Genomic DNA, 20,042 nt, shown 5'->3' on the forward strand with positions numbered 1-20,042 from the left:
ACCCCGCGCCCTGTTTTCGCTAGGGAATTCGGACCTCTTCAAGAGGCTCACCGCCGCAAGGTTCAACCCGACCCCTGCTCGCGCTTGTGCGCGAGCGGATGAGCCGTGTTGCGCCTCGTGGAAAGCACAGCGCGGGGATTGCATTGATCGGACCAAACAAGATCGCCGGATATCTTCTGGCTTCAACGGCGCTGGCGGCAGCGAGTATGGGCATGTGCCTGCAGGCGTATGCCGAAACCATCACCTATTCGTCGGGAGAGGTCCGATCGGCCCCCATCGATACCAATGCGGGCAATGTCGTGCTCGATGCTTCCAACAGCACAATTGCTGTCCAGTCCGGCCCCATCACAGGTTCGAACGGAATCGAGAAAATCGGCTTCGGGCAACTGCTTCTATCGGGCATCAATACCTATACCGGGGAGACGCGCGTCCGCGGGTGGGGGCAGCTTCAGCTGGCAACGCCTCAGGCGCTGGGCTCCGGCAGCCTCTCTTTCGCCGATGGAGGAGGTATCCTGTTCCTCAAGGGCGGCGAACTTCATCTTCAGAGCCTGACGCAGGCCGACAATGCGGGCACTTCCATCGTCTCGGTGATGCCGAACGAGACATTGCATCTCATTGCCGATAGTGGCGGGTTCATGGGCCGCGTCGGCGCCGGTCACGACAGCTCGTTGAGATTCAGCGGCGGAGGTACCATCGAAATCGACGCCGCTGCGTTCGTCGGCGAAAACTCCCTCACGGCGATATACAACTCGACGCTCCGGCTTGGACGCAACAGCGGTTTTGGAACGTCGACGTCGCGTGGTCGGTTGTATCTCTATGACTCCGGGCGTTACGACCTGAATGGGAACGATGGCGTCACGGCGCTGGTCCTTGATGGGGCCGGAACAATCACCAACAGCGCGGCGGAAACGACGTCGCAAGTGGTGGTACGCAGCCGTGGAGATTTCACAGGTCATATCGAAGACAGCGCGGGCCGGGTCGAGTTGATCAAACAGGGCGTCGGCACGCTGACCCTGTCGGGCGCCAGCACCTATAGCGGCGGCACCGATTTCCGAGGGGGCGTCATCCGCATCGAGAACGCAAATGCGCTGGGCACCGGCACAGTAACCATGGCGGACGCCACGACGCTCGACTTCGCCTCTGGGATCGAACTGCGCAACACCGTCAATCTGACCGGCGTCGCGAAATTCCTGGTCGCGTCGGGATCGGCCGAACATGCGGGCATGATCGTCGAAGACGGCGGTGCGTTCGGCATTCACAAAACTGGCGCAGGGAAGCTCATCTTCAGCGACGTTGCCGCCTACACGGCAAGCACCGTCGTCAGCGCCGGCACACTATCGGTCAACGGCTCCATCGCCTCGTCCAGCCGTGTCACGGTCAACGCCGGCGCGACGCTCGCGGGTACCGGTTCCGTCAGCTCGACCTATCTCGATTCCGGGGCGACAATTTCGCCCGGCAATTCGATCGGCACACTCACCGTCGCCGGCGACCTTTCGCTTGCGCCCGGGTCGACCTATCTGGTCGAGATCGCCGGCAACGGCGCCAGCGACCGCATCGTGACGAGCGGACTGGCCTCTGTCGACGGCGCCAAGGTCGAAGTCACCGCGCTCGATCCCGAGACCAGCTACAAGAACGGCCAGACCTATACGATCCTGACCGCTGCCGGTGGTGTCACCGGCAAGTTCGATCCGACGGTTTTGTCGCATTCAGCCTTCCTCGATGCCACCGTCGTGGAAAAGCCGAATACGGCCGATCTGAAGATCGCCCTCAAGGGTTCAAATCCCGGTGGCAACCCAGGTGGGAGCCCTGGCGGTGATCCAGGTGGCGACCCCGGCGGCAATCCAGGTGGCGACCCGGGCGGCAGCCCTGGCGGTGATCCAGGTGGTAATCCTGGGGGCGATCCAGGTGGTAAGTTGGTGTTCGGCACTGTGGCCGACACCTTCAATCGCAAGCAGGCGGCAGGCGCGCTGGACAGCCTGGAGCAGAGCGGGCCGTCCTTGGCGCTCTACAACAAACTGCTTCCGCTGTCGGCCAATGAAGCCCGTTCCGCCTTCGATGGCCTGTCGGGTGAGGTGCATGCCTCGACGGTGACTGGGCTGATCGAAGACAGCCGCCTGATACGCGATGCGATCAACGATCGGCTCCGTTCGGCGTTCGAGACGGTTGGTGCCGCACCGCTGCCTTTGATGGGTTATGGCGAGGCGGCAGAGGGCAATGCCGCGCTGGAGGCAACGGCTTCGATCGCGCCAGCGGGTTCGGCGACGGCGTCTGCTAGTTCCGGTGAACGCTACGGCGCCTGGAGTTCGGCCTTCGGTTCATGGGGTTCGAGCGACAGCGACGGCAATGCCGCCAAACTGTCGCGCTCGACCGGCGGCTTCGTCACCGGCATCGACGGTCTCGTCACCGACGATTGGCGGCTGGGTTTCCTCGCCGGCTACAGCCATTCTTCGTTCAAAGTCGATGACAGACGGTCATCTGCCTCCAGCGACAACTACCATCTCGGCGCCTACGGCGGCACGCAATGGGGTGCGCTCTCCTTGCGCTCCGGCCTTGCTTATACGTGGAGCAATATCGACAGCGGCCGCCAGGTATCCTTGCCCGGTTTCACCGACAGCCTCTCCTCCAGCCATCGCGCCGGCACCACGCAGATCTTCGGCGAACTCGGCTATGGCATGAAGGCAGGCAACGTCGCCTTCGAGCCCTTCGCCAACCTTGCCTATGTCAATGTCCATACCAGCGGCTTCACCGAGAAGGGCGGTGCCGCGGCACTCGCCGTCCGTGGCGGCTCCAACGCCGTCACCTTCACCACCTTCGGCATTCGCGCCTCGACCGACTTCGACCTCGGCGCCGTCAAGACGACAGCACGCGGCATGTTCGGCTGGCGCCATGGTTTCGGCGATGTCACGCCGACGATCACGCAGGCCTTCGCCGGCTCAAGCGCCTTCACCATCGCCGGCGTGCCGATCGCCCGTGACAGCACCGCACTGGAGGCAGGTCTCGACGTCGCGCTGACACCGACAGCCACCCTCGGCATCTCATACCAGGGCCAGCTCGCCGCCAACGCTCGCGACCATGGCGTCAGAGCCGATTTGAATGTCAGTTTCTAGCGAGCCGATCGAGGGCGGGCTTCTTTCAGTTTGGCTACTTAATCGAAGCGCTCTTGCGAATGCCACGCAGGATATCAACACTCAACGGGTCTGGGAGATGAGGCCCACATAGGCTTGTCGCCGCTACAAATATTGTTCCTAGATTGAAACAATCTGGATTTGTTAGGAGGTAAATTAACCACGACGGTCATTGTTCGGCAGACGCCTTGGCCAATCTCCGGACTGCACAAGTTGACTACACGTCTGGGCAATCTGGCGGGCGACGGCTTGCGTCGCCGCGTCGTCGGCAAATTTGTGCGCGACAGTTAGTCTTGCCGTGCGGGAAATGATCGGCTGGACAATTGGCAGTCCGCGTACGCGTCCGGCAGACCATTCCGGCAGAAACGCCGAAGGTGCAAGAATGGAAAACCCGTGACCGTTTGCGACCTGGTCGAGGATGCTCCAGAGCGAATCGATTTCGAGTTCGATCTTGATCGTCACACCGAGACTGTGCGCCACTTCGCCTATGATGCTTGCCGGACTATGACTGCCAGTGGGAAGCAGTAGCGGCAGTTTCGCGATCTCGTCCAGCGTGATCGTGGCGGCCGGATGCTCGAAGTTTGTCGGCGTAACAAGATGCAGATCCTCCTGGGCCAGGATCGGTTCGGCACCCTCGGCATCGGACCTGGCGTAGGTGACCGCCATGTGCAGCCGGCCCATGCTCAGCCAATCACGCAGGTAGCCCGTCATTGCCTCCACGATACGAATCGTGACGCGGGGCAGGTTGCTGTGAACCGCCTCGAGGAGCGGATTGACGAGAATGCGGCTTGCGCCCGAGGGAACGCCGATGGCGACCGTTCCGGCTGGCATTCCCCTGTCCGCTTTTAGCTCGTCCTGCGCCAAAGCGAGCTGGCGCAGGATGATATTGGCGTGATCGAGCAGCTTCACGCCAGCCGACGTCAGCCTGACCCCCTTCGGTTCTCGAATGAAAAGGTCGACACCGAGATCCTCCTCGATGCGCCGAATGTGAAGGCTGAGCGCGCTCTGGGCCACATTCATCCTTAGCGCTGCTCGCGAGAAACTCGCCGCCTCCGCCACCCCGACAAAATACCGCAACTGGCGAATGTCCATCCCTAACCTCGCAGCAGCACTCAGTGCGCCGAGCAACCACATTTGCCATATCGATTCAAGATGGGCGCCTACGCGAAACGCTATTTGCGTCTGTAGATGCATCAATATTAGGTATCGCGAAACACGACGACAAGAACGTGAATTTACCCGAGCCAAGGCGCATGCGGGTGTTTTGGTGGGGTCGAGCCTTAACGCGCGCTCAGTTCGGGCGATAGCGACGCTGGTTGCAAGGCCAGCGGAACAAAATCAATAACCGTGGGAGGACTAAATGAAAGAAGCACTTATCAGTCTTGTTGCCGTCGGCACGCTCGCAACAGCTACGATTGCGAGCGCCGAGGAGGTTAAAATTGGTGTCGAACTGGGCTTCACGGGCCCGCTGGAATCGATCGTGCCTTCGATGGAGAAATCGGCACAGATGGCGGTTGTGGAGGCGAATAACTCGAAGACGTTTCTCGCCGGGACACCTGTCAAAATCGTCACTGGCGATTCAACCTGCATCGATAGCGCCGCGGCAATCGCGGCCGCTCAGCGGCTGATAACGTCGGAGCGCGTGGCCGCGATCGTTGGCCCGGACTGCTCGGGGGTGACGGGAGCCGTTCTGCAATCGGTTGCTCGTCCCAACGGCATCGTCATGATCTCGCCCGATGCCACTTCCCCCGCCCTGACCACCGCTCCGGACGACGGCTTGTTCTTCCGCACCGCGCCGTCCGATGCGCGGCAGGGCGAAGTCATGGCCAGCGTAATTCTCAAGCGCGGCGTCAAGTCGGTTGCACTGACCTACACCAACAACGACTACGGCAAGGGTCTCGCCGACAGCTTCAAGGCTGCTTATGAAAAAGCAGGTGGCAAGGTAACGATCACCGTGCCTCACGAGGACAGCAAGGCCGACTATTCGGCCGAGGTTGGCACGCTTGCATCCGCCGGAGGCGACATGCTGGTAGTCGCAGGCTATGTCGACAAGGGCGGCAAGGGTGTGATCCAGGGCGCTCTCGACGCGGGAGCCTTCGACAAATTCTATCTGCCCGATGGCATGTATGGCGATAGCCTTCTGAAGGCGATCGGCAAGCCGATGAACGGCTCCTTTGGGGATGTGCCGGGTATCGACAGCCCTGGTCATGCAAAGTTCCTGGAGATGACCAAGGCTGCGGGTTTCGACGGTACCTCGTCATATACCGGCGAGACTTATGATGCGATGGCACTCATTCTTCTTGCCATGCAGGCGGCAAAATCGCCGAAGTCTGCCGACTTCAAGGACAAGGTGATGTCGGTCGCGAACGGCCCCGGCGAGAAAATCTACCCCGGTGAAATCGCAAAAGGGCTGAAGCTTCTGTCCGAGGGAAAGCCAATCGACTACGAAGGCGCGACGGGCGTCAAGCTCGTCGAGCCTGGCGAATCCGCGGGAAGCTACCGCGTCTATTCGATCAAAGACGGCAAGCAAGTCACGGACTACTACGCGCAATAGGTGCTTAACCTGGTGTCGTTTGAACGGCCGCATGTCGGCCGTTCACCTGCCAATTGGCCCCGCTTGCCGCCTTGCCGGCGAGAAGCGAGGGACCGGAAGGAAAGTAGTCCGCATGATTATCGTCGAAGACTTGCACAAAAACTTTGGCGGGTTCCAAGCCGTGCGTGGGGCCTCGCTGGAGATCGCCAAAGGCTCGATCACCGGTCTGATCGGGCCGAATGGCGCGGGCAAGACCACGCTTTTCAACGTTATCGCTGGAAGGCTGCCTCCGTCCTCCGGCCGCGTCTTCATGGACGGTGAGGACATCACCGGGTTGTCGCCTCACGAGCTCTTCCACAGCGGTTTGCTGCGGACCTTTCAGATCGCGCATGAGTTCGGCGCGATGACAGTGCGCGAAAACCTGATGATGGTCCCGAGCAACCAGAAGGGCGAGACACTGTGGAACACCTGGTTCCGCCGACGCGAGATCGCCAAAGAGGAACGCGCGCTTGCGGAGAAGGCCGATGCGGTGCTCGACTTCCTGACTATCTCGCACCTGGCGCATCAAAAGGCCGCGAACATCTCGGGCGGGCAGAAAAAGCTGCTCGAACTCGGACGCACCATGATGGTCGACGCCAAGGTCGTCTTTCTCGACGAGGTCGGCGCAGGCGTCAATCGCAGTCTTCTGAACACCATCGCCGATGCGATCGTGCGGCTCAACAAGGAGCGCGGTTACACATTCTGCATCATCGAGCACGACATGGATTTTATCGCCCGGCTCTGCGACCCCGTCATCGTCATGGCCGAAGGTAAGGTGCTCGCCAAAGGATCTGCCGCGCACATCATGGAGAATGACGCAGTCATTGAGGCTTATCTCGGCCGGGGCCTGAAGAACAAGGTCAAAGCCCATGCTTGACGCGACCGTCCTTTCGAAGCCCGGCGAGGTAAAGCAGCGCTCGCTCGTTTCCGGAATGTTTTGGCGTCTGATGTCAATTTCTGACCGAACGAAGGCCATGACATCTGATAGCGGATCTTCGCAGTTGCGCGCTGATCAACACTCTACCCCCGGTCTCGGTCAACCGACGGGTGCGGCCGAGAGTGGAGGTGGTGCCAGTGCGCCATTCCTCGTTGGCTCTGCGATGACAGGCGGTTACGGCACAGTCGACATTCTCCAAGGCTGCAGCATTTCGGTGAATAAGGGCCAGGTGGCGGTGATCGTGGGACCGAACGGTGCCGGCAAGTCGACCGCCATGAAAGCTCTCTTCGGCATGCTCAAGCTTCGCGCCGGCCAGGTGAAGCTCAATGGCGAGGACATCTCCGGCCTGTCGCCACAGGATCGGGTTGCCAAGGGCATGGCTTTTGTTCCGCAGACGTCAAACATTTTTACGTCGATGACGGTCGAAGAGAACCTTGAAATGGGTGCCTTCCTGCGTCGCGATGCAATCCAGTCGACGATGGACCAGATCTACGAGCTGTTCCCGGCACTCAAGAACAAGCGTCACCAGCCGGCTGGAGAACTCTCAGGGGGACAGCGCCAGCAGGTTGCGGTTGGCCGCGCGTTGATGACACAACCCAAGGTGTTGATGCTCGATGAGCCGACGGCGGGCGTATCGCCTATCGTTATGGACGAACTCTTCGATCGCATCATCGAAGTGTCCCGTACGGGCATTTCTATTCTGATGGTAGAGCAAAACGCGCGCCAAGCGCTCAACATCGCCGACAAGGGTTATGTGCTCGTCCAGGGAGCCAATCGCTACACCGACACCGGAGAAGCGCTGCTCGCCGATCCGGATGTCCGCAAGACCTTCCTGGGGGGCTGAGCGACATGAATTTCCTCAACTCTCTGGTTGCGTTGTTAAATTTCGTAGTCATCCCGGCGACGTCCTACGGATCGCAACTGGCTCTGGGTGCGCTCGGTGTGACGCTGATCTACGGAATACTGCGCTTCTCGAATTTCGCGCATGGCGACACCATGGCTTTCGGGACTGCGATTACAGTCCTGATAACGTGGTGGCTTCAGTCGAAGGGAATTGGCTTAGGCCCACTGCCGACGGCACTGCTGGCACTTCCCTTTGGAATTCTCATCACGGCGACGCTTCTCCTGTTCACCGACCGCGCTGTCTATCGTTTCTACCGTGAGAAGAAGACCGCTCCGGTGGTGCTGGTCATCGTGTCCATGGGGGTCATGTTCATTATGAACGGGGTGACCCGCTTCATTATTGGCGTGCAGGACCGCAATTTCGCCGATGGGCAGCGATTTATCATCGACACGATCCAGTTCCGCGAGATGACCGGCCTCAAGGAGGGATTGGCGCTGCGCACGACCAGCGTGATTACCTTTGTCACGGCTGTCGTCGTGGTCGCGCTCCTGTTTTGGTTCTTGAACCGCACTCGTACCGGCAAGTCGATGCGTGCGTTCTCCGACAATGAAGACCTCGCCCTCCTGTCAGGCATCAATCCCGAACGCGTGGTGATGGTTACCTGGCTGATCGTCGCGGCACTCGCCACCGTTGCCGGCGTGCTCTACGGACTCGACAAGTCGTTTGCGCCCTTTACCTACTTCCAGCTTCTACTGCCGATATTTGCCTCTGCGGTCGTCGGAGGGCTCGGCAATCCGGTTGGTGCGATCGCCGGCGGTTTCGTCGTCGCGTTCTCCGAAGTCACGCTCACCTACGCATGGCGCAAGGTACTCGGCTACATGCTGCCGGCGGACCTGGCCCCGCACGGGCTCGTCCAGCTTCTGGCCACCGAATACAAGTTCGCGGTCTCCTTCGCGATCTTGGTGATTGTGCTTCTGCTTCGACCGACGGGGCTATTTAGGGGGAAATCGCTATGAGTTCGACGTTTCGTTCGACCCTCTTTTTCCTGGCTGTCGCCGCGCTCTACTTGCTTGCGGGTATTTTCCAGAGCTGGTCTTTGGCCATAACCATCCTCAACGATAGTCTGATCGTTGCAATCATGGCGCTCGGCGTGAACATGCAGTGGGGATATGCTGGCCTCTTCAACGTCGGCGTAGCAGGCTTTTTTGCTTTGGGCGGACTTGCGGTCATACTGGTCTCGAAGCCGTTTGATGCCGCCGCCTGGTCAGCAGGCACGCCTGCCATTCTGCTTGCGCTGGTTCTCGGGGCTGTCGGCATCTTCATCGCCACCCAAATCCGCAGCCGGATGGCCCGAGGCCCTAAGCGCATTGGTGCGATGATTGCAGTGTTGCTTGTCGGCTTGGTCGCGTTTCGCACCATCTTCGATCCGGCGGTAATTTCGGTCGAAGCGATCACGCCTGCATCTACCGGCAATATCGGCGGTATGGGTCTTCCGATCCCTATGTCCTGGCTCTTTGCAGGAGTGCTTGCGGCAGCCGCCGCTTTCGCAGTCGGAAAAATCGCATTGGGGCTACGCTCCGATTATCTCGCCATCGTGACGCTCGGCATCAGCCAGATCGTCATCGCGATCATGATGAATGAGGACTGGCTAGATCGCGGCGTGAAGAACGTCACCAATATTGGCCGATGGCCAGTGCCCGAAGAAGTCGCTTTGCAACAACAGCCGTGGTTCGCCTCACTCGCTCAATCGGTGGGCATGGATGTCCGCGCCGGTTCCACGGTCTTTGTCGGACTGTGTTTCGCGGGACTTTTCACGGCTGTGCTCATCATCGTACTTACGTTCGCCGAGCTTTCACTGAAGTCGCCCTGGGGTCGCATGATGCGGGCGATCCGGGACAATGAGGTCGCGGCTGAGGCGATGGGCAAAGACGTTAAGCGCCGACACTTGCAGGTTTTCATACTGGGCTCGGCGGTGATCGGCGTTGCGGGTGCGCTGTATGTGACGCTGCACGGGTTGCTTTCCCCCACGAGCTACAACGATCCCCTTCGTTACACCTTCCTGATCTGGGCCATGGTGATCCTGGGCGGTTCTGGGAACAACTGGGGTTCCGTGCTGGGAGCACTGATTGTCATGCTCGTTTGGGACGAGGCGGAAAGTCTTGGTCCCGCACTATTCAGAACCGCAACCGCGTTGCTGGATGATGGACCGCTGAAGCAGCATCTGCTCGACGCGGCGGTGCAGACGCGATTGCCGATCGTGGGCCTGGTACTTCTCCTGGTGATGCGATTCCGGCCAGCGGGGCTGGTGCCCGCGAAGGGCTAAACGCCAAAACCAGATCAACAATCCGATACCGCATTTAGACAACCCCGGTCCTGGAACAGCAGCAGGCGAGCGAAAGCCAAATGTCAGAGCAGCACGACAACAACATTGCGGGTGTCGCCGTCGACGGGGAAATCCTGTCACGTCTGTCACCGAACCGGATCGAGGCTATGAGCAGGGAGGCATCGGAGCTCTCGGCAGCAGTATCGAGAACGCCGCTTCCCCCTCATGCCGAACCTTCGTCCTTTCTGCGCGCAATGACGTTTTACGCTTCCAAGGTCGGTCAATGAAGACGCTCGCGGAACTTTCATACGCCATCAAGACACGCAGGATTTCTTCGGAAGAAGCCGTCGGCCGTGCACTCGGCGCCGCTGATAAATGGCAGCCTCGTTTGAATGCTTTCCGTGCGACTTACCCTGAGTCCGCGGCCCTGCTCGCCAGGCAGATCGACAATGCCAGCGAGGAGAAAGCGACAAAGCCTCTTTGCGGGGTGCCTCTCGCTCACAAAGACATGTTCGACTATCCGGGGCATCGTTCCTCTTATGGATCTCGCATACCACAAGAGGTCCCGGCCAAAACCGCGGCGACCGTAGTTGATCGCCTTGAAGCGGCGGGAACGGTTACGGTCGGGTTTCTCTCGATGGCCGAGTTCGCACTTGGTCCCACCGGACACAACACTCCCTTTCGACACTGCCGCAACGCGCGCGATCCCGAGCGGATCAGCGGAGGCTCATCGGCAGGATCTGGAGCCGCAGTGGGTGCCGGTATCGTGCCGGCGTCACTCGGATCTGACACCGGTGGTTCGGTGCGCATCCCGGCATCGGTCAATGGCATTACGGGGCTAAAGCCTACACAGGCACAGCTCAGCCGTGCCGGTGCGATGTTGCTTTCACCATCACTTGATTGCGTCGGGACACTAGCCCGCAGCGCCGAGGACTGCGGAATACTGATGGCGGCCGCTTCAGGTCGCGATCTCCGCGATCCCACTGCGCTTTCGGGCGCATTCGCGGGCAATGGTGTTTTTGATGGCCGCGCGGCCGACCCGGGCAAACTTCGGCTTGGTTTTCCGAAGGATGTCAGCGATGTAGATAGCGACGTGCTGATCGCGCTCACGGGCGCCACGCTCGATCTCGAACGAGCTGGCGTTGCGATCGACGATGTCGAACTTACCGATGTCAGTCATTTGCACAAGCTCGCAGACGTTATCCAGAAGGCCGAGTCCGCCGCCGTCCATCGCGGGCGCCTCTCGGAGCGCGGCGCTGACTATACGCCCCATATTCGCCGGAGGATCGAACCTGGCTACTTCGTGTCCGCCGCGACCTACATTGACGCTCTGTCGCAGCGGGAATTGTGGCTCCAGCGATTTGTCGAGGAGACGCTTGCGAAGGTCGATGCCTTGATTGTGCCGACTGTCGGGGTTGCCGTTCCGACTGTCGAGGAAACCGACGAGGAATTGCTGGGCGCAATGCCTGATCTCGTCGGCCGTATGACCCGATGGACCCGCTGGCTCAATTATCTCGGCGTGCCTGCTTTGACAGTGCCGTGTGGGCGCGACCGCAATGGAATGCCCGTTGGAATGCAGATCGTCGGCCGTCCGTTCTCGGAGGCTCGTCTCATCGAAATCGGCATGCTGTTCCAGACCCTCACGGACTGGCACCTCGATGTACCCGACCTCTTCTCGGATCCGCCACGGACGAGCACACGACAGGATCAGATCGAAAATAGGCAACACGCATGATAGTCAAGGACGTTATCTTCGCGCCAGGCATGGGCGCATTCTTCTACGATGACCAGGCCGCCATCCGCGCGGGTCGTGACACAGACGGCTTCGTCTACCTTGGCGCGCCGATCACCCCGGGGTTCGACACTGTCCGCAAGCCTGGCACCTCGCTTGGCATAGGGCTTGTACTCGGCCAGGGCACGACGGCTTGGGGCGACATGATGAGCGTTCAGTACGCCGGAGCAGGCGGGCGCGACCCGTTGTTCGATCCCGTCACCGCCCAACGATTGTGTGAAGAGGTTCTACTTCCGCGGCTGAACGGTTTGGACGTCACGGACTTTCGGGCTGCCTGCCGGGTCGTTTTGGCCGCTCTTCCCGGCGGAAAGCGCCTGCCACTTTCGATCGAATATGGCGCAAGCCAGGCGCTGTTGGCTGCTGCTGCAGCGGCGCGCAAGGTGACGATGGCCGAAGTCGTGGCGGCGGAATTCTCCTGTCCAGTCGTCGCGAGGCGGGTCCCGATTTACGCACAAAGCGGCGACGATCGGCGCAACAACGTCGACAAGATGATCCTGAAATCAGTCGATATTCTGCCGCATGGCCTTATCAATTCCCGCTCCAAGTTTGGCGAGCGGGGAGAAGTGTTCCTTGAATATGTGGACTGGGTCGCGCGACGCGTCGAGCGGCTCGGCCAACCTGCGTACAAGCCGGTACTCCATTTCGACGTCTACGGATGGGTGGGGCTCGGGCTCGGGCTCGATGTCGATCGGATCGCGGATTTCATGGCGCAAGCCGCGGAGCGCGCGGCGCCCTTCGATCTCCAAATTGAAAGCCCTGCCGACTTCGGCAGCCGCCAAGGTCAGATCGACGGCTTCATCATGATTATGGAAGCGCTTGCTCGAAAAGGATGTCGAGCGAAGATCGTCGCCGACGAATGGTGCAATACGCTCGATGACGTCAGAGCCTTCACTTCGGCCGGTGCCGCTCACCTCATCCAGATCAAGATGCCGGATGTGGGCAGTATCGCCGACAGCGCAGAGGCCGTGCTGCTTTGCAAGCGCCACGGCATCGGCGCCTATCTGGGAGGAAGCTGCGTCGAAACCGATCTTTCGGCCCGCATAGCAGTCCACATCGCAGTAGCGACCGGCGCCGACATGATCCTTGCCAAGCCAGGCATGGGTGTCGACGAGGCGATCTCGATCGTCGGCAACGAACAATCGCGCCTTCTCGCTGAACTGACACGGAAAGAGGCAGCTAACGTTAGAGGGCAGGATCACTGATGCAGGATGATCTCAAAGGCTTGACTGTCGTAGCGATCGAACAGGCGGTCGCGGCACCTTATGCGACATGTCGCCTCGCGGATGCCGGCGCACGGGTCATAAAGATCGAGCGGCCGGATGGCGGCGACTTTGCTCGCCACTACGATCGATTGGTCGAAGGGCAAAGCGCATACTTCATCTGGCTCAACAGGGGCAAGGAATCGGTCTGTCTTGACCTGAAGTCCCCGGCCGACGCGGCGCTGCTGAAGACGATGATCCTGTCGGCGGATGTCTTCATCCAGAACCTCAAGCCCGGTGCGCTCGATAAACTTGGTCTTCGTTCCGCTTCGCTCCGCGCCGAGAACCCCCGCTTGATTACCTGCGATATTACCGGATTTGGCACCGAAGGGCCACGCGCCGGCCTCAAGGCCTACGACCTTATCGTACAGGCAGAGAGCGGCCTATGCGCCATAACCGGAACCGTCGCGGGGCCGGCCCGCGTGGGGGTATCGGTTTGTGATATATCTGCCGGAATGACAGCCCATGCGGCAATCCTCCAGGCGCTGGTTGCCCGGAACCGTACCGGCAGGGGGCGTTCGATCCAGGTGTCGCTGTTCGATAGCATTGCCGACTGGATGAATGTTCCAATATTGCAGTACCTCTATGGCGGCCAGGTGAGCTCGCGGAGCGGTGTCGCTCATCCAAGCATCGCACCTTACGGAGCATTCGCCTGCAGCGACGGCTCCCAAGTCATCTTCTCCATTCAGAACGAGCGGGAATGGCGACTGCTGTGTGAGCAATTCCTGGAACTGCCGGACCTCGCGCGCGATCCCCGGTTCAGAGATAACAGCAGCAGGGTAGCCAATCGCCCTGAACTCGACCAACTGATTGCGGAGCGCTTCTCGCTGCTCGATGTTGATGTGGCCGTTCAGCGCCTTGAAGACACAGGCATTGCCTATGGCCGATTGAACGATCTTCACGAGGCGTCTGCCCATCCCCACCTGCGGTTTGTCGAGGTGGCTACGGAGACTGGCGAAATCCGCGTCATAGCGCCGGCTGCCATCGAGGACGCCATCGCGTTCCATGCCCGTCCGGTCCCGCCACTCGGCGAACATACGGCGGCGGTGCGACGCGAGTTCGCGACGGCGTTGAGCGCATGACAGGGAATGTGCAAGTGCGCCGCGCATGGCGGTCGCTGTTGTTCGTGCCGGGCAACCAGGCTCGCCTGCTTGCCGGCGCGGCAAAGAGAGGTGCCGATGCTGTCGTTGTCGATCTCGAAGACAGCGTTCCCGAAGCTCAAAAAAGCACAGCGCGCGATGGGTTCGCTGCCGCGCTCGCCCGGAACGAATGGCATGATTGCGACCTGCTCGTTCGAATAAACAACCTCCCGGATCGGTGTGAAGCAGATGTGATGGCGGCGATCCAGGCCGGTGCAAACGGTATCGTCGTTCCCAAGGCGGAAGATGCTGACAGCCTCAACCGTTTTTCCGATTTGCTCGGCAAAGCGGAAAAGGGGTGCGGCCGTGCCAGCGGTGCTACCGTTCTCGTACCCTTGGTTGAAACACCCGGCGGCCTGTTCCGCTTGCGGGAGATCGCCGCAGCAGCCCGCGTGGCGGCCATTGCATTCGGTGATGAGGATTTGGCGCTGGCACTTGGCTGTTCAGTCGAGTCCAGCACCCTGGCGACCTACAAGCATATGCTGATTGTTGCTGCGGCTGAAGCTGGTTGCCAGCCGCTTGGGCTCGGGGCCAGCATCACGCAGTTTGGCGATCTTCAAGTGTTCCGCGCTGGTGCGATGGCGGCACGGTCGTGGGGAATGACAGGTGCGTTTTGCATACATCCGGCCCAGGCCGCGGTCCTCAACGAAGTTTTTGCTCCAAGTGAGGAGGAAGTTGAGCACGCAAGAAACATAATACGCCATTTCGAAACTGGGAATCGGAACGGCCATGGCGCCGTAGCCTACAACGGCACCATGATCGACTGGCCCGTCGCTGCTCGCGCCTTTCGAATTCTGGAATTGGCAGGGTCTACACAAAGTCGCGCGCTTTGCGGAACAGGCAGATGATCGTCATTCGCGAAAACGACCTCCGCCAGAGTATCAGGGATGCCTTCCAACTGATCTCGTTTGCCCATCCAAGGGATTTCGTCCGTCATCTCGCCGCGGCATGGGAGCGTGAAGAAAGTCCACTCGCCAAGAGTGCGATGGGCCAAATCCTGGTCAATTCTCGAATGGCACTCCTAGGCCGGAGGCCCATTTGCCAGGATACGGGTGTTGCCAGCGTCTTCTTGCGCGTCGGCATGAATGTCCGCATCGATACAACCCGCGCGCTCGAAGACATCATCAACGACGGTGTACGGGCTGCCTATTGCGACGATGCAAATCCGTTGCGTTCTTCCATAGTCGATGATCCGCTCTTCGGCAGAAGCAACACGCACGACAACACGCCTGCAATTGTTCACGTGGAGCTGGTTCCCGGCGACACGGTTGAGGTTTTTGCCGTGGCGAAGGGGGCCGGCTCTGAGAACAAGACAAAGTTCGCCGTGCTGCTGCCGCGTGATGACGTTATTTCCTGGATAGTGGATCAAGTTTCGCACATGGGAGCTGGCTGGTGTCCGCCAGGCGTGCTCGGAATTGGCATAGGCGGCAACGTCGAACGCGCCATGCTCATGGCGAAAAAGGCGCTGCTCAGCCCACTTGACATGCATGAGCTCGTGGCAAGGGGAGCTGCGGATCGGCTCGATGAGATGCGCCTTGAAATATATAACCGCGTGAACGCTCTCGGTATCGGGGCTCAGGGTCTTGGTGGAAATACCACGGTACTGGACGTCAAAATCCTTACGCAGCCCACTCATGCTGCTTCCCTCCCCATCGCGCTGATTCCCAACTGCGCGGCGCACAGACATGTTCATTTTGTTCTGGACGGATCTGGACCCGCGGAGCTTGAAGCACCATGCGCGGATGACTGGCCGCAGGTCGTCCTCGACCAAACCGGGATTGTTTCTCGACAGGTCGACCTGGACACACTCTCCCGCGAAGACGTGCAGTCGTGGCGCGCAGGCCAAACCCTGCTGTTTTCAGGAAAGCTGCTGACTGCCCGTGATGCCGCCCACCACCGGATTACCAGACTTCTCAGTTCTGGAGACCCGCTTCCGGTTCCACTTGCAGGGCGGGTGATCTACTACGTCGGACCGGTGGACGCCGCAGGAGACGAGATCATAGGCCCGGCCGGGCCGACGACCGCAAACCGGATGGACCCGTTCATGGGTACGGTCCTCGGTGCGGGCGGGGCTTTCGCTACGATCGGCAAGGGAGAGCGTGGACCCGGTGCCATAGAGGCGATCCAGAAGAATGGCGCCGCCTCGTTGATCGCTGTCGGCGGTGCGGCCTACCTGATCTCGAAATCCATTCGTTCCGCAAGGGTCGTGGCATTCGAAGACCTGGGGATGGAGGCGATCCACGAATTCGAAGTAAAGGATATGCCGGTCATCGTCGCTGTCGATGCCAGCGGTCGATCCATCCATGATACGGGTCCGGCAAAGTGGCGCCGGTCGTAGGTTCGTTTCAAGACAGTCGTCGGAGCGTATCGCTGATTTGGCTGGTTCGCAGCGCCGACCTCTGGGCAAGCATAGAAAAATTGGGCCTCTGCTTGGCAGGTAATCTCCTCTGCGTGCAGGCTGAACAATTGTTGTACGAGCACACTGAGCACTCTGACGAAGCGACGATCGAGTAGCGTTGCCGAAAGATCGCCCGAAAACTGGATGTCTGTGACTTCAGCGTCTTTCCATGCAGCAGAGACTGTCAGCCTGACAGTCGAGAGACACCCTCGTATCACCCTCCTGCGTTCATCGTCCGGGCGAAGGTCTCGGCGATTGCCAGAACGGCGGCGTGGATCGGCCCCGCAGTGAGACCGGGCATCACTGAAGCATCGACGACAAAAAGATTGTCGAGCGCTTTGAGCAGCAGGTCCGCGTCGACGACGGCATCGGTATCCTTGCCCATCCTCAAGGTGCCGCAGGGATGATGATGGGTGATCACCGCCCGCGCTATAAAATTGTCGATCTCGGCTTCGTCGTTCAGGGACGTCGGCAGAAGTTCGTGCTCGCGCCATTCGGCGAGTTCGTCCCGATGGCCGATCTCTCTTGCCGCTTCTAGAGCCTGGCGAAACAATGCCCGATCCCGGTCAGTTTGCAGATACGCTGGGTCGATGATCAACCGGTCGCCGAGTTCCGGCCCACTGATGCGCAGGCTGCCGCGGCTGGTCGGATGGGTGATGCCGAACAGCAGTGAGTAGGCTGTGCCGGCGGCAGGCGCCTGGAAGCGTTCGGATACGATCGGCGCAACGCCGCAACCGACGACGATTTCGGGCTGCCCGCCGGCGGTGAAATTGCCGGCGCGCATATAGGCCATCGATTCGGAATGTTGCAGTCGCGATGGCGGGACAGGCTTGCGGGCGGCATAGAGATTTCCGGCGCCCAAAAGATGGTCCTGAAGGTTGCGACCGATTTCCGGCATGTCGATCAAGCAATCAACGCCGGCGGCCTGGAGTATGTCGTGCGGGCCGATGCCCGAGCGCATCAGCAAGGCCGGACTTTCCAGCGCCCCGGCGCACAGCACCACCTGATCCGCAGAGACTTCGAAAGGGCTACCCTGCCGCCCCACGACTTCGAGGCTACGCACCTGATTGCCGTCCAGGGTAAGCCGCCGCACCAGCGATCCCGTCAGGATGGTCAGGTTTTCGCGGCTTCGAACAGCCGGCGTGAGCCAGGCATCGGCCACGGTTACCCGCTTCCCGTCGTGAATGTTCAGCGAGTTCGGCGTGACGCCAATCATCTGTCCGCTGTTGTGGCCTTCAAGGCGCGGCAGGCCGAGTGAAGCGCCGGCTTCGATGAACGCGCGCGCGACCGAGCTTATCTCGTTCGTCGGCAAATGTACGGGCATCGGCCCGCCCTTGCCGTAAAGGCCGTTGCCTCCGCGAGGGTGATCTTCGACGGCTTGGAAGGCGGACAGCAGTCCGTCCCAACTCCACCGGCGATCGCCAGTCGCGTCGACCCATGTCTGAAAATCCGAAGGATGGCCACGCATATAGCCCATCGCGTGCAGGCAGCTCGAGCCGCCGACCAACCGCCCGCGCGCCCAATGATGTACCCGGCCCGCAGTCCCGGCTTGCGGCTCCGTGCGATAATCCCAATCATAGCTGCGGCCCTGAAGCGCCGGCCAAGCGGCAGGGTTCCAGATATCCGGGTCCTTCGCTTCTTCGCCGGCTTCGATCAGCAGGACACGACGGGCAGGCTCCTCACTCAAGCGCGCGGCCAACAACGCGCCGGCCGAGCCGCCACCGACGATGACGACATCGGCATACAGTTTGCGCTCAACAGCCGCGTTGGTCATTGCCACTCCCTATTGCGCGTGCTGGCTCCGATAGCCGGCATGTCCGGCATCGCCACGGCAAGCCCCCGGCGCGCCGATCTCTGTTGAGCGGATACGCAATCCGCGACGTCAGGAAGGATTTCGAGACTTCAGACGGCAGTGCCACCTTCCGGTAAAACTCAGCCCGCACTATCCATGGATATCTTTGCCGCCGCCTTTGCCTTCAGAAGGTGTTTCTTCGAAGCTTTGCGAGCGGCCTTCTCATCGCCGGCGGCGATGGATTCATATATCTCCCTCATCTCCGCCAGGCTGCTTTGTGCTCTGCCCTCAAGGGACATCGACCGTCCCCGGAAGAAGCTGATCCTGGCCACCAGGCCACGATGGACTTCCTCTAGGATGGGATTGCCGCAGTTCGCCAGTATGATCGAATAGAAGTCCGCGGCGGTCGCAACCTGCGCCAGGCTGTCATGGCTGGCTGCCGCCTCCTCGAATGCGGAAAGGGACTTCTCGAGTTCACGCAGCTGTTCCGCTGGAATTCGTGACGCGCATCGTCCCGCCGCCTCGACTTCCAAAAGCTCTCGAACCTCGTAGATGGCGGTTGCCTCTTCCCACGAAAGCGCTGGCACCGACGGCCCGCGATTGGGTACGATCTCAATCAGGCGTTCGGCCTCGAGACTCCGCAATGCCTCTCTTAGCGAGGGGCGGCTGATGCCGAGCTGCGCGCACAGCTGGCTTTCGACAAGGCGGCTTCCCGGCTGGAACAGACCGGACAGGATGGCGAGCCGCAACTTGTCGACGGTCTCCTGCTGAACCGTTCGTGGCGAAATCCGCAAATTCAGATCTGGCGGCATTGGTTACGACTCATCGGCTCCAGGTCACAGTCCGGCGCATCATATGCGACGCCATCAATATTGGACAGCAGGAGCGGTCAGATTGTCAATTCTCAAGATTGCAAGAATGTCAGACAATCTTGTTGACGGGTCTTTGCTAATATGATCCTCTTGCCTGAGACGGGCCGCAACAAAAAGGGTTATAAACATGGCGGCAGACACACCTTCCGACCAGCCAGGCTTGCGACGTATCGATACGGGTCGCATCGTTTTGAATGTACGCGAGACAGGCAGCGGCCCGTCGCTGCTGTTCTTCCATGGCATCACGTCCAACTCCGCCGTTTTCACGCCCCTGATGGCGCGGCTCTCGGATCGCTTCACGACCATGGCGGTTGACCAGAGGGGGCACGGCCTCAGCGACAAGCCGGAAAGCGGCTACGAGGCCAATGACTACGCGGACGATATCGCCAGCCTGATCCGCACGCTCGACCGGGGTCCTGCCATCCTCGTCGGTCATTCGCTCGGCGCGAGAAATTCCGTCACGGCCGCAGCGAGATATCCCGATCTGGTGCGGTCGGTCATCGCAATCGATTTCACGCCCTATATCGAGACCGAGGCACTGGATGCGTTGGAAGCCCGGGTGAACGCCGGAAACCAGCTTTTCAAAGATGTCGCTGCCGTCGAAGCTTATCTTGCCGGTCGCTACCCGAACGTCCCCGTCGAGGCGATCAAGATTAGGGCCAAAAGCGGCTATCATGCGGTCGATGGCGGATTGCGCCCATTGGCGTCGCCCCCGGCCATGGCTCAGACCGCCAAGGGCCTGCGGGCAGACCTGACTCCGGCCTATCGGGAAGTGAAAAAGCCTGTCCTTATCGTTCGTGGCGAACTCAGCAAGCTGGTGTCGGCGGCCGCGCTGGCGAAGACAAGTCGGCTGCGGCCCGATCTGCCGGTCGTCGTCGTCCCGGGCGCCGACCACTACGTCAATGAGGTGTCTCCCGAGATCACCCTGAAAGCCATCACCAATTTCATCGATGCCTGACGGCCGAATAAGCCGTCTTCTTGTACGCAGG

15 protein-coding genes are annotated in these 20,042 nt (G+C 60.5%); 12 read left to right on the forward strand and 3 right to left on the reverse strand.

All coding sequences use genetic code 11. The features are described from left to right. The first annotated feature begins 143 nt into the window (after window positions 1–143). Complete coding sequence (locus QFZ88_RS18980; RefSeq protein WP_051504913.1) at window positions 144–3,107, forward strand: autotransporter domain-containing protein; 2,964 nt, start codon at window positions 144–146, stop codon at window positions 3,105–3,107. A 174-nt stretch (window positions 3,108–3,281) separates the two neighbouring features. Here QFZ88_RS18980 and QFZ88_RS18985 read toward each other — a convergent pair whose 3' ends face one another. Next, the gene (locus tag QFZ88_RS18985; RefSeq protein WP_024924992.1) at window positions 3,282–4,217 is read right to left on the reverse strand and encodes a LysR family transcriptional regulator; all 936 of its coding nucleotides are present in this window, start codon (window positions 4,215–4,217) and stop codon (window positions 3,282–3,284) included. 268 nt (window positions 4,218–4,485) lie between these two features. Between QFZ88_RS18985 and QFZ88_RS18990 the strand changes: the two genes are divergently transcribed. From QFZ88_RS18990 to QFZ88_RS19035, 10 genes are all read left to right on the forward strand, one after another. Next, window positions 4,486–5,679, forward strand: a complete 1,194-nt coding sequence (locus QFZ88_RS18990; RefSeq protein WP_024924991.1) for an ABC transporter substrate-binding protein — start codon at window positions 4,486–4,488, stop codon at window positions 5,677–5,679. 112 nt (window positions 5,680–5,791) lie between these two features. After that, window positions 5,792–6,574 (forward strand): ABC transporter ATP-binding protein, encoded by a 783-nt coding sequence (locus QFZ88_RS18995; protein WP_024924990.1) that lies wholly within the window; start codon window positions 5,792–5,794, stop codon window positions 6,572–6,574. A gap of 223 nt (window positions 6,575–6,797) precedes the next feature. Continuing rightward, window positions 6,798–7,478: an ABC transporter ATP-binding protein gene (locus QFZ88_RS19000; RefSeq protein WP_036254119.1), complete on the forward strand. Its 681-nt coding sequence runs from the start codon at window positions 6,798–6,800 to the stop codon at window positions 7,476–7,478. 5 nt (window positions 7,479–7,483) lie between these two features. Then, on the forward strand, window positions 7,484–8,494 hold the full coding sequence (locus QFZ88_RS19005; RefSeq protein ID WP_024924988.1) for a branched-chain amino acid ABC transporter permease: 1,011 nt from the start codon (window positions 7,484–7,486) through the stop codon (window positions 8,492–8,494). After that, the gene (locus QFZ88_RS19010) at window positions 8,491–9,801 is read left to right on the forward strand and encodes a branched-chain amino acid ABC transporter permease (protein ID WP_024924987.1); all 1,311 of its coding nucleotides are present in this window, start codon (window positions 8,491–8,493) and stop codon (window positions 9,799–9,801) included. Before QFZ88_RS19005 ends, QFZ88_RS19010 begins: the two co-directional genes overlap by 4 nt. A gap of 283 nt (window positions 9,802–10,084) precedes the next feature. After that, window positions 10,085–11,536: an amidase gene (locus QFZ88_RS19015; protein ID WP_024924985.1), complete on the forward strand. Its 1,452-nt coding sequence runs from the start codon at window positions 10,085–10,087 to the stop codon at window positions 11,534–11,536. Beyond that, window positions 11,533–12,795, forward strand: coding sequence for a methylaspartate ammonia-lyase (locus QFZ88_RS19020; protein WP_024924984.1), 1,263 nt, complete (start codon window positions 11,533–11,535; stop codon window positions 12,793–12,795). Before QFZ88_RS19015 ends, QFZ88_RS19020 begins: the two co-directional genes overlap by 4 nt. Further along, window positions 12,795–13,934, forward strand: coding sequence for a CaiB/BaiF CoA transferase family protein (locus QFZ88_RS19025; protein ID WP_024924983.1), 1,140 nt, complete (start codon window positions 12,795–12,797; stop codon window positions 13,932–13,934). Before QFZ88_RS19020 ends, QFZ88_RS19025 begins: the two co-directional genes overlap by 1 nt. Next, window positions 13,931–14,839: an HpcH/HpaI aldolase/citrate lyase family protein gene (locus tag QFZ88_RS19030; protein ID WP_024924982.1), complete on the forward strand. Its 909-nt coding sequence runs from the start codon at window positions 13,931–13,933 to the stop codon at window positions 14,837–14,839. The genes QFZ88_RS19025 and QFZ88_RS19030 overlap by 4 nt, the downstream gene beginning before the upstream one ends. Then, the gene (locus QFZ88_RS19035; protein WP_036254121.1) at window positions 14,836–16,329 is read left to right on the forward strand and encodes a fumarate hydratase; all 1,494 of its coding nucleotides are present in this window, start codon (window positions 14,836–14,838) and stop codon (window positions 16,327–16,329) included. Before QFZ88_RS19030 ends, QFZ88_RS19035 begins: the two co-directional genes overlap by 4 nt. A 274-nt stretch (window positions 16,330–16,603) precedes the next feature. Here the strand turns inward: QFZ88_RS19035 and QFZ88_RS19040 are convergent, their stop codons facing one another. Both QFZ88_RS19040 and QFZ88_RS19045 read right to left on the reverse strand, forming a co-directional pair. After that, entirely contained in the window at window positions 16,604–18,163 is a 1,560-nt protein-coding gene (locus QFZ88_RS19040) for a GMC family oxidoreductase (RefSeq protein WP_024924979.1), read from the reverse strand. Window positions 18,164–18,321: 158 nt separating this feature from the next. Continuing rightward, on the reverse strand, window positions 18,322–18,993 hold the full coding sequence (locus QFZ88_RS19045; protein ID WP_024924978.1) for a GntR family transcriptional regulator: 672 nt from the start codon (window positions 18,991–18,993) through the stop codon (window positions 18,322–18,324). A gap of 181 nt (window positions 18,994–19,174) precedes the next feature. Between QFZ88_RS19045 and QFZ88_RS19050 the strand changes: the two genes are divergently transcribed. Then, window positions 19,175–20,011, forward strand: a complete 837-nt coding sequence (locus tag QFZ88_RS19050) for an alpha/beta fold hydrolase (RefSeq protein WP_024924977.1) — start codon at window positions 19,175–19,177, stop codon at window positions 20,009–20,011. The last annotated feature ends 31 nt before the right edge of the window (window positions 20,012–20,042 follow it).

The sequence above is a fragment of the Mesorhizobium sp. YL-MeA3-2017 genome (assembly GCF_030814575.1).
GTDB lineage: Bacteria > Pseudomonadota > Alphaproteobacteria > Rhizobiales > Rhizobiaceae > Mesorhizobium > Mesorhizobium terrae.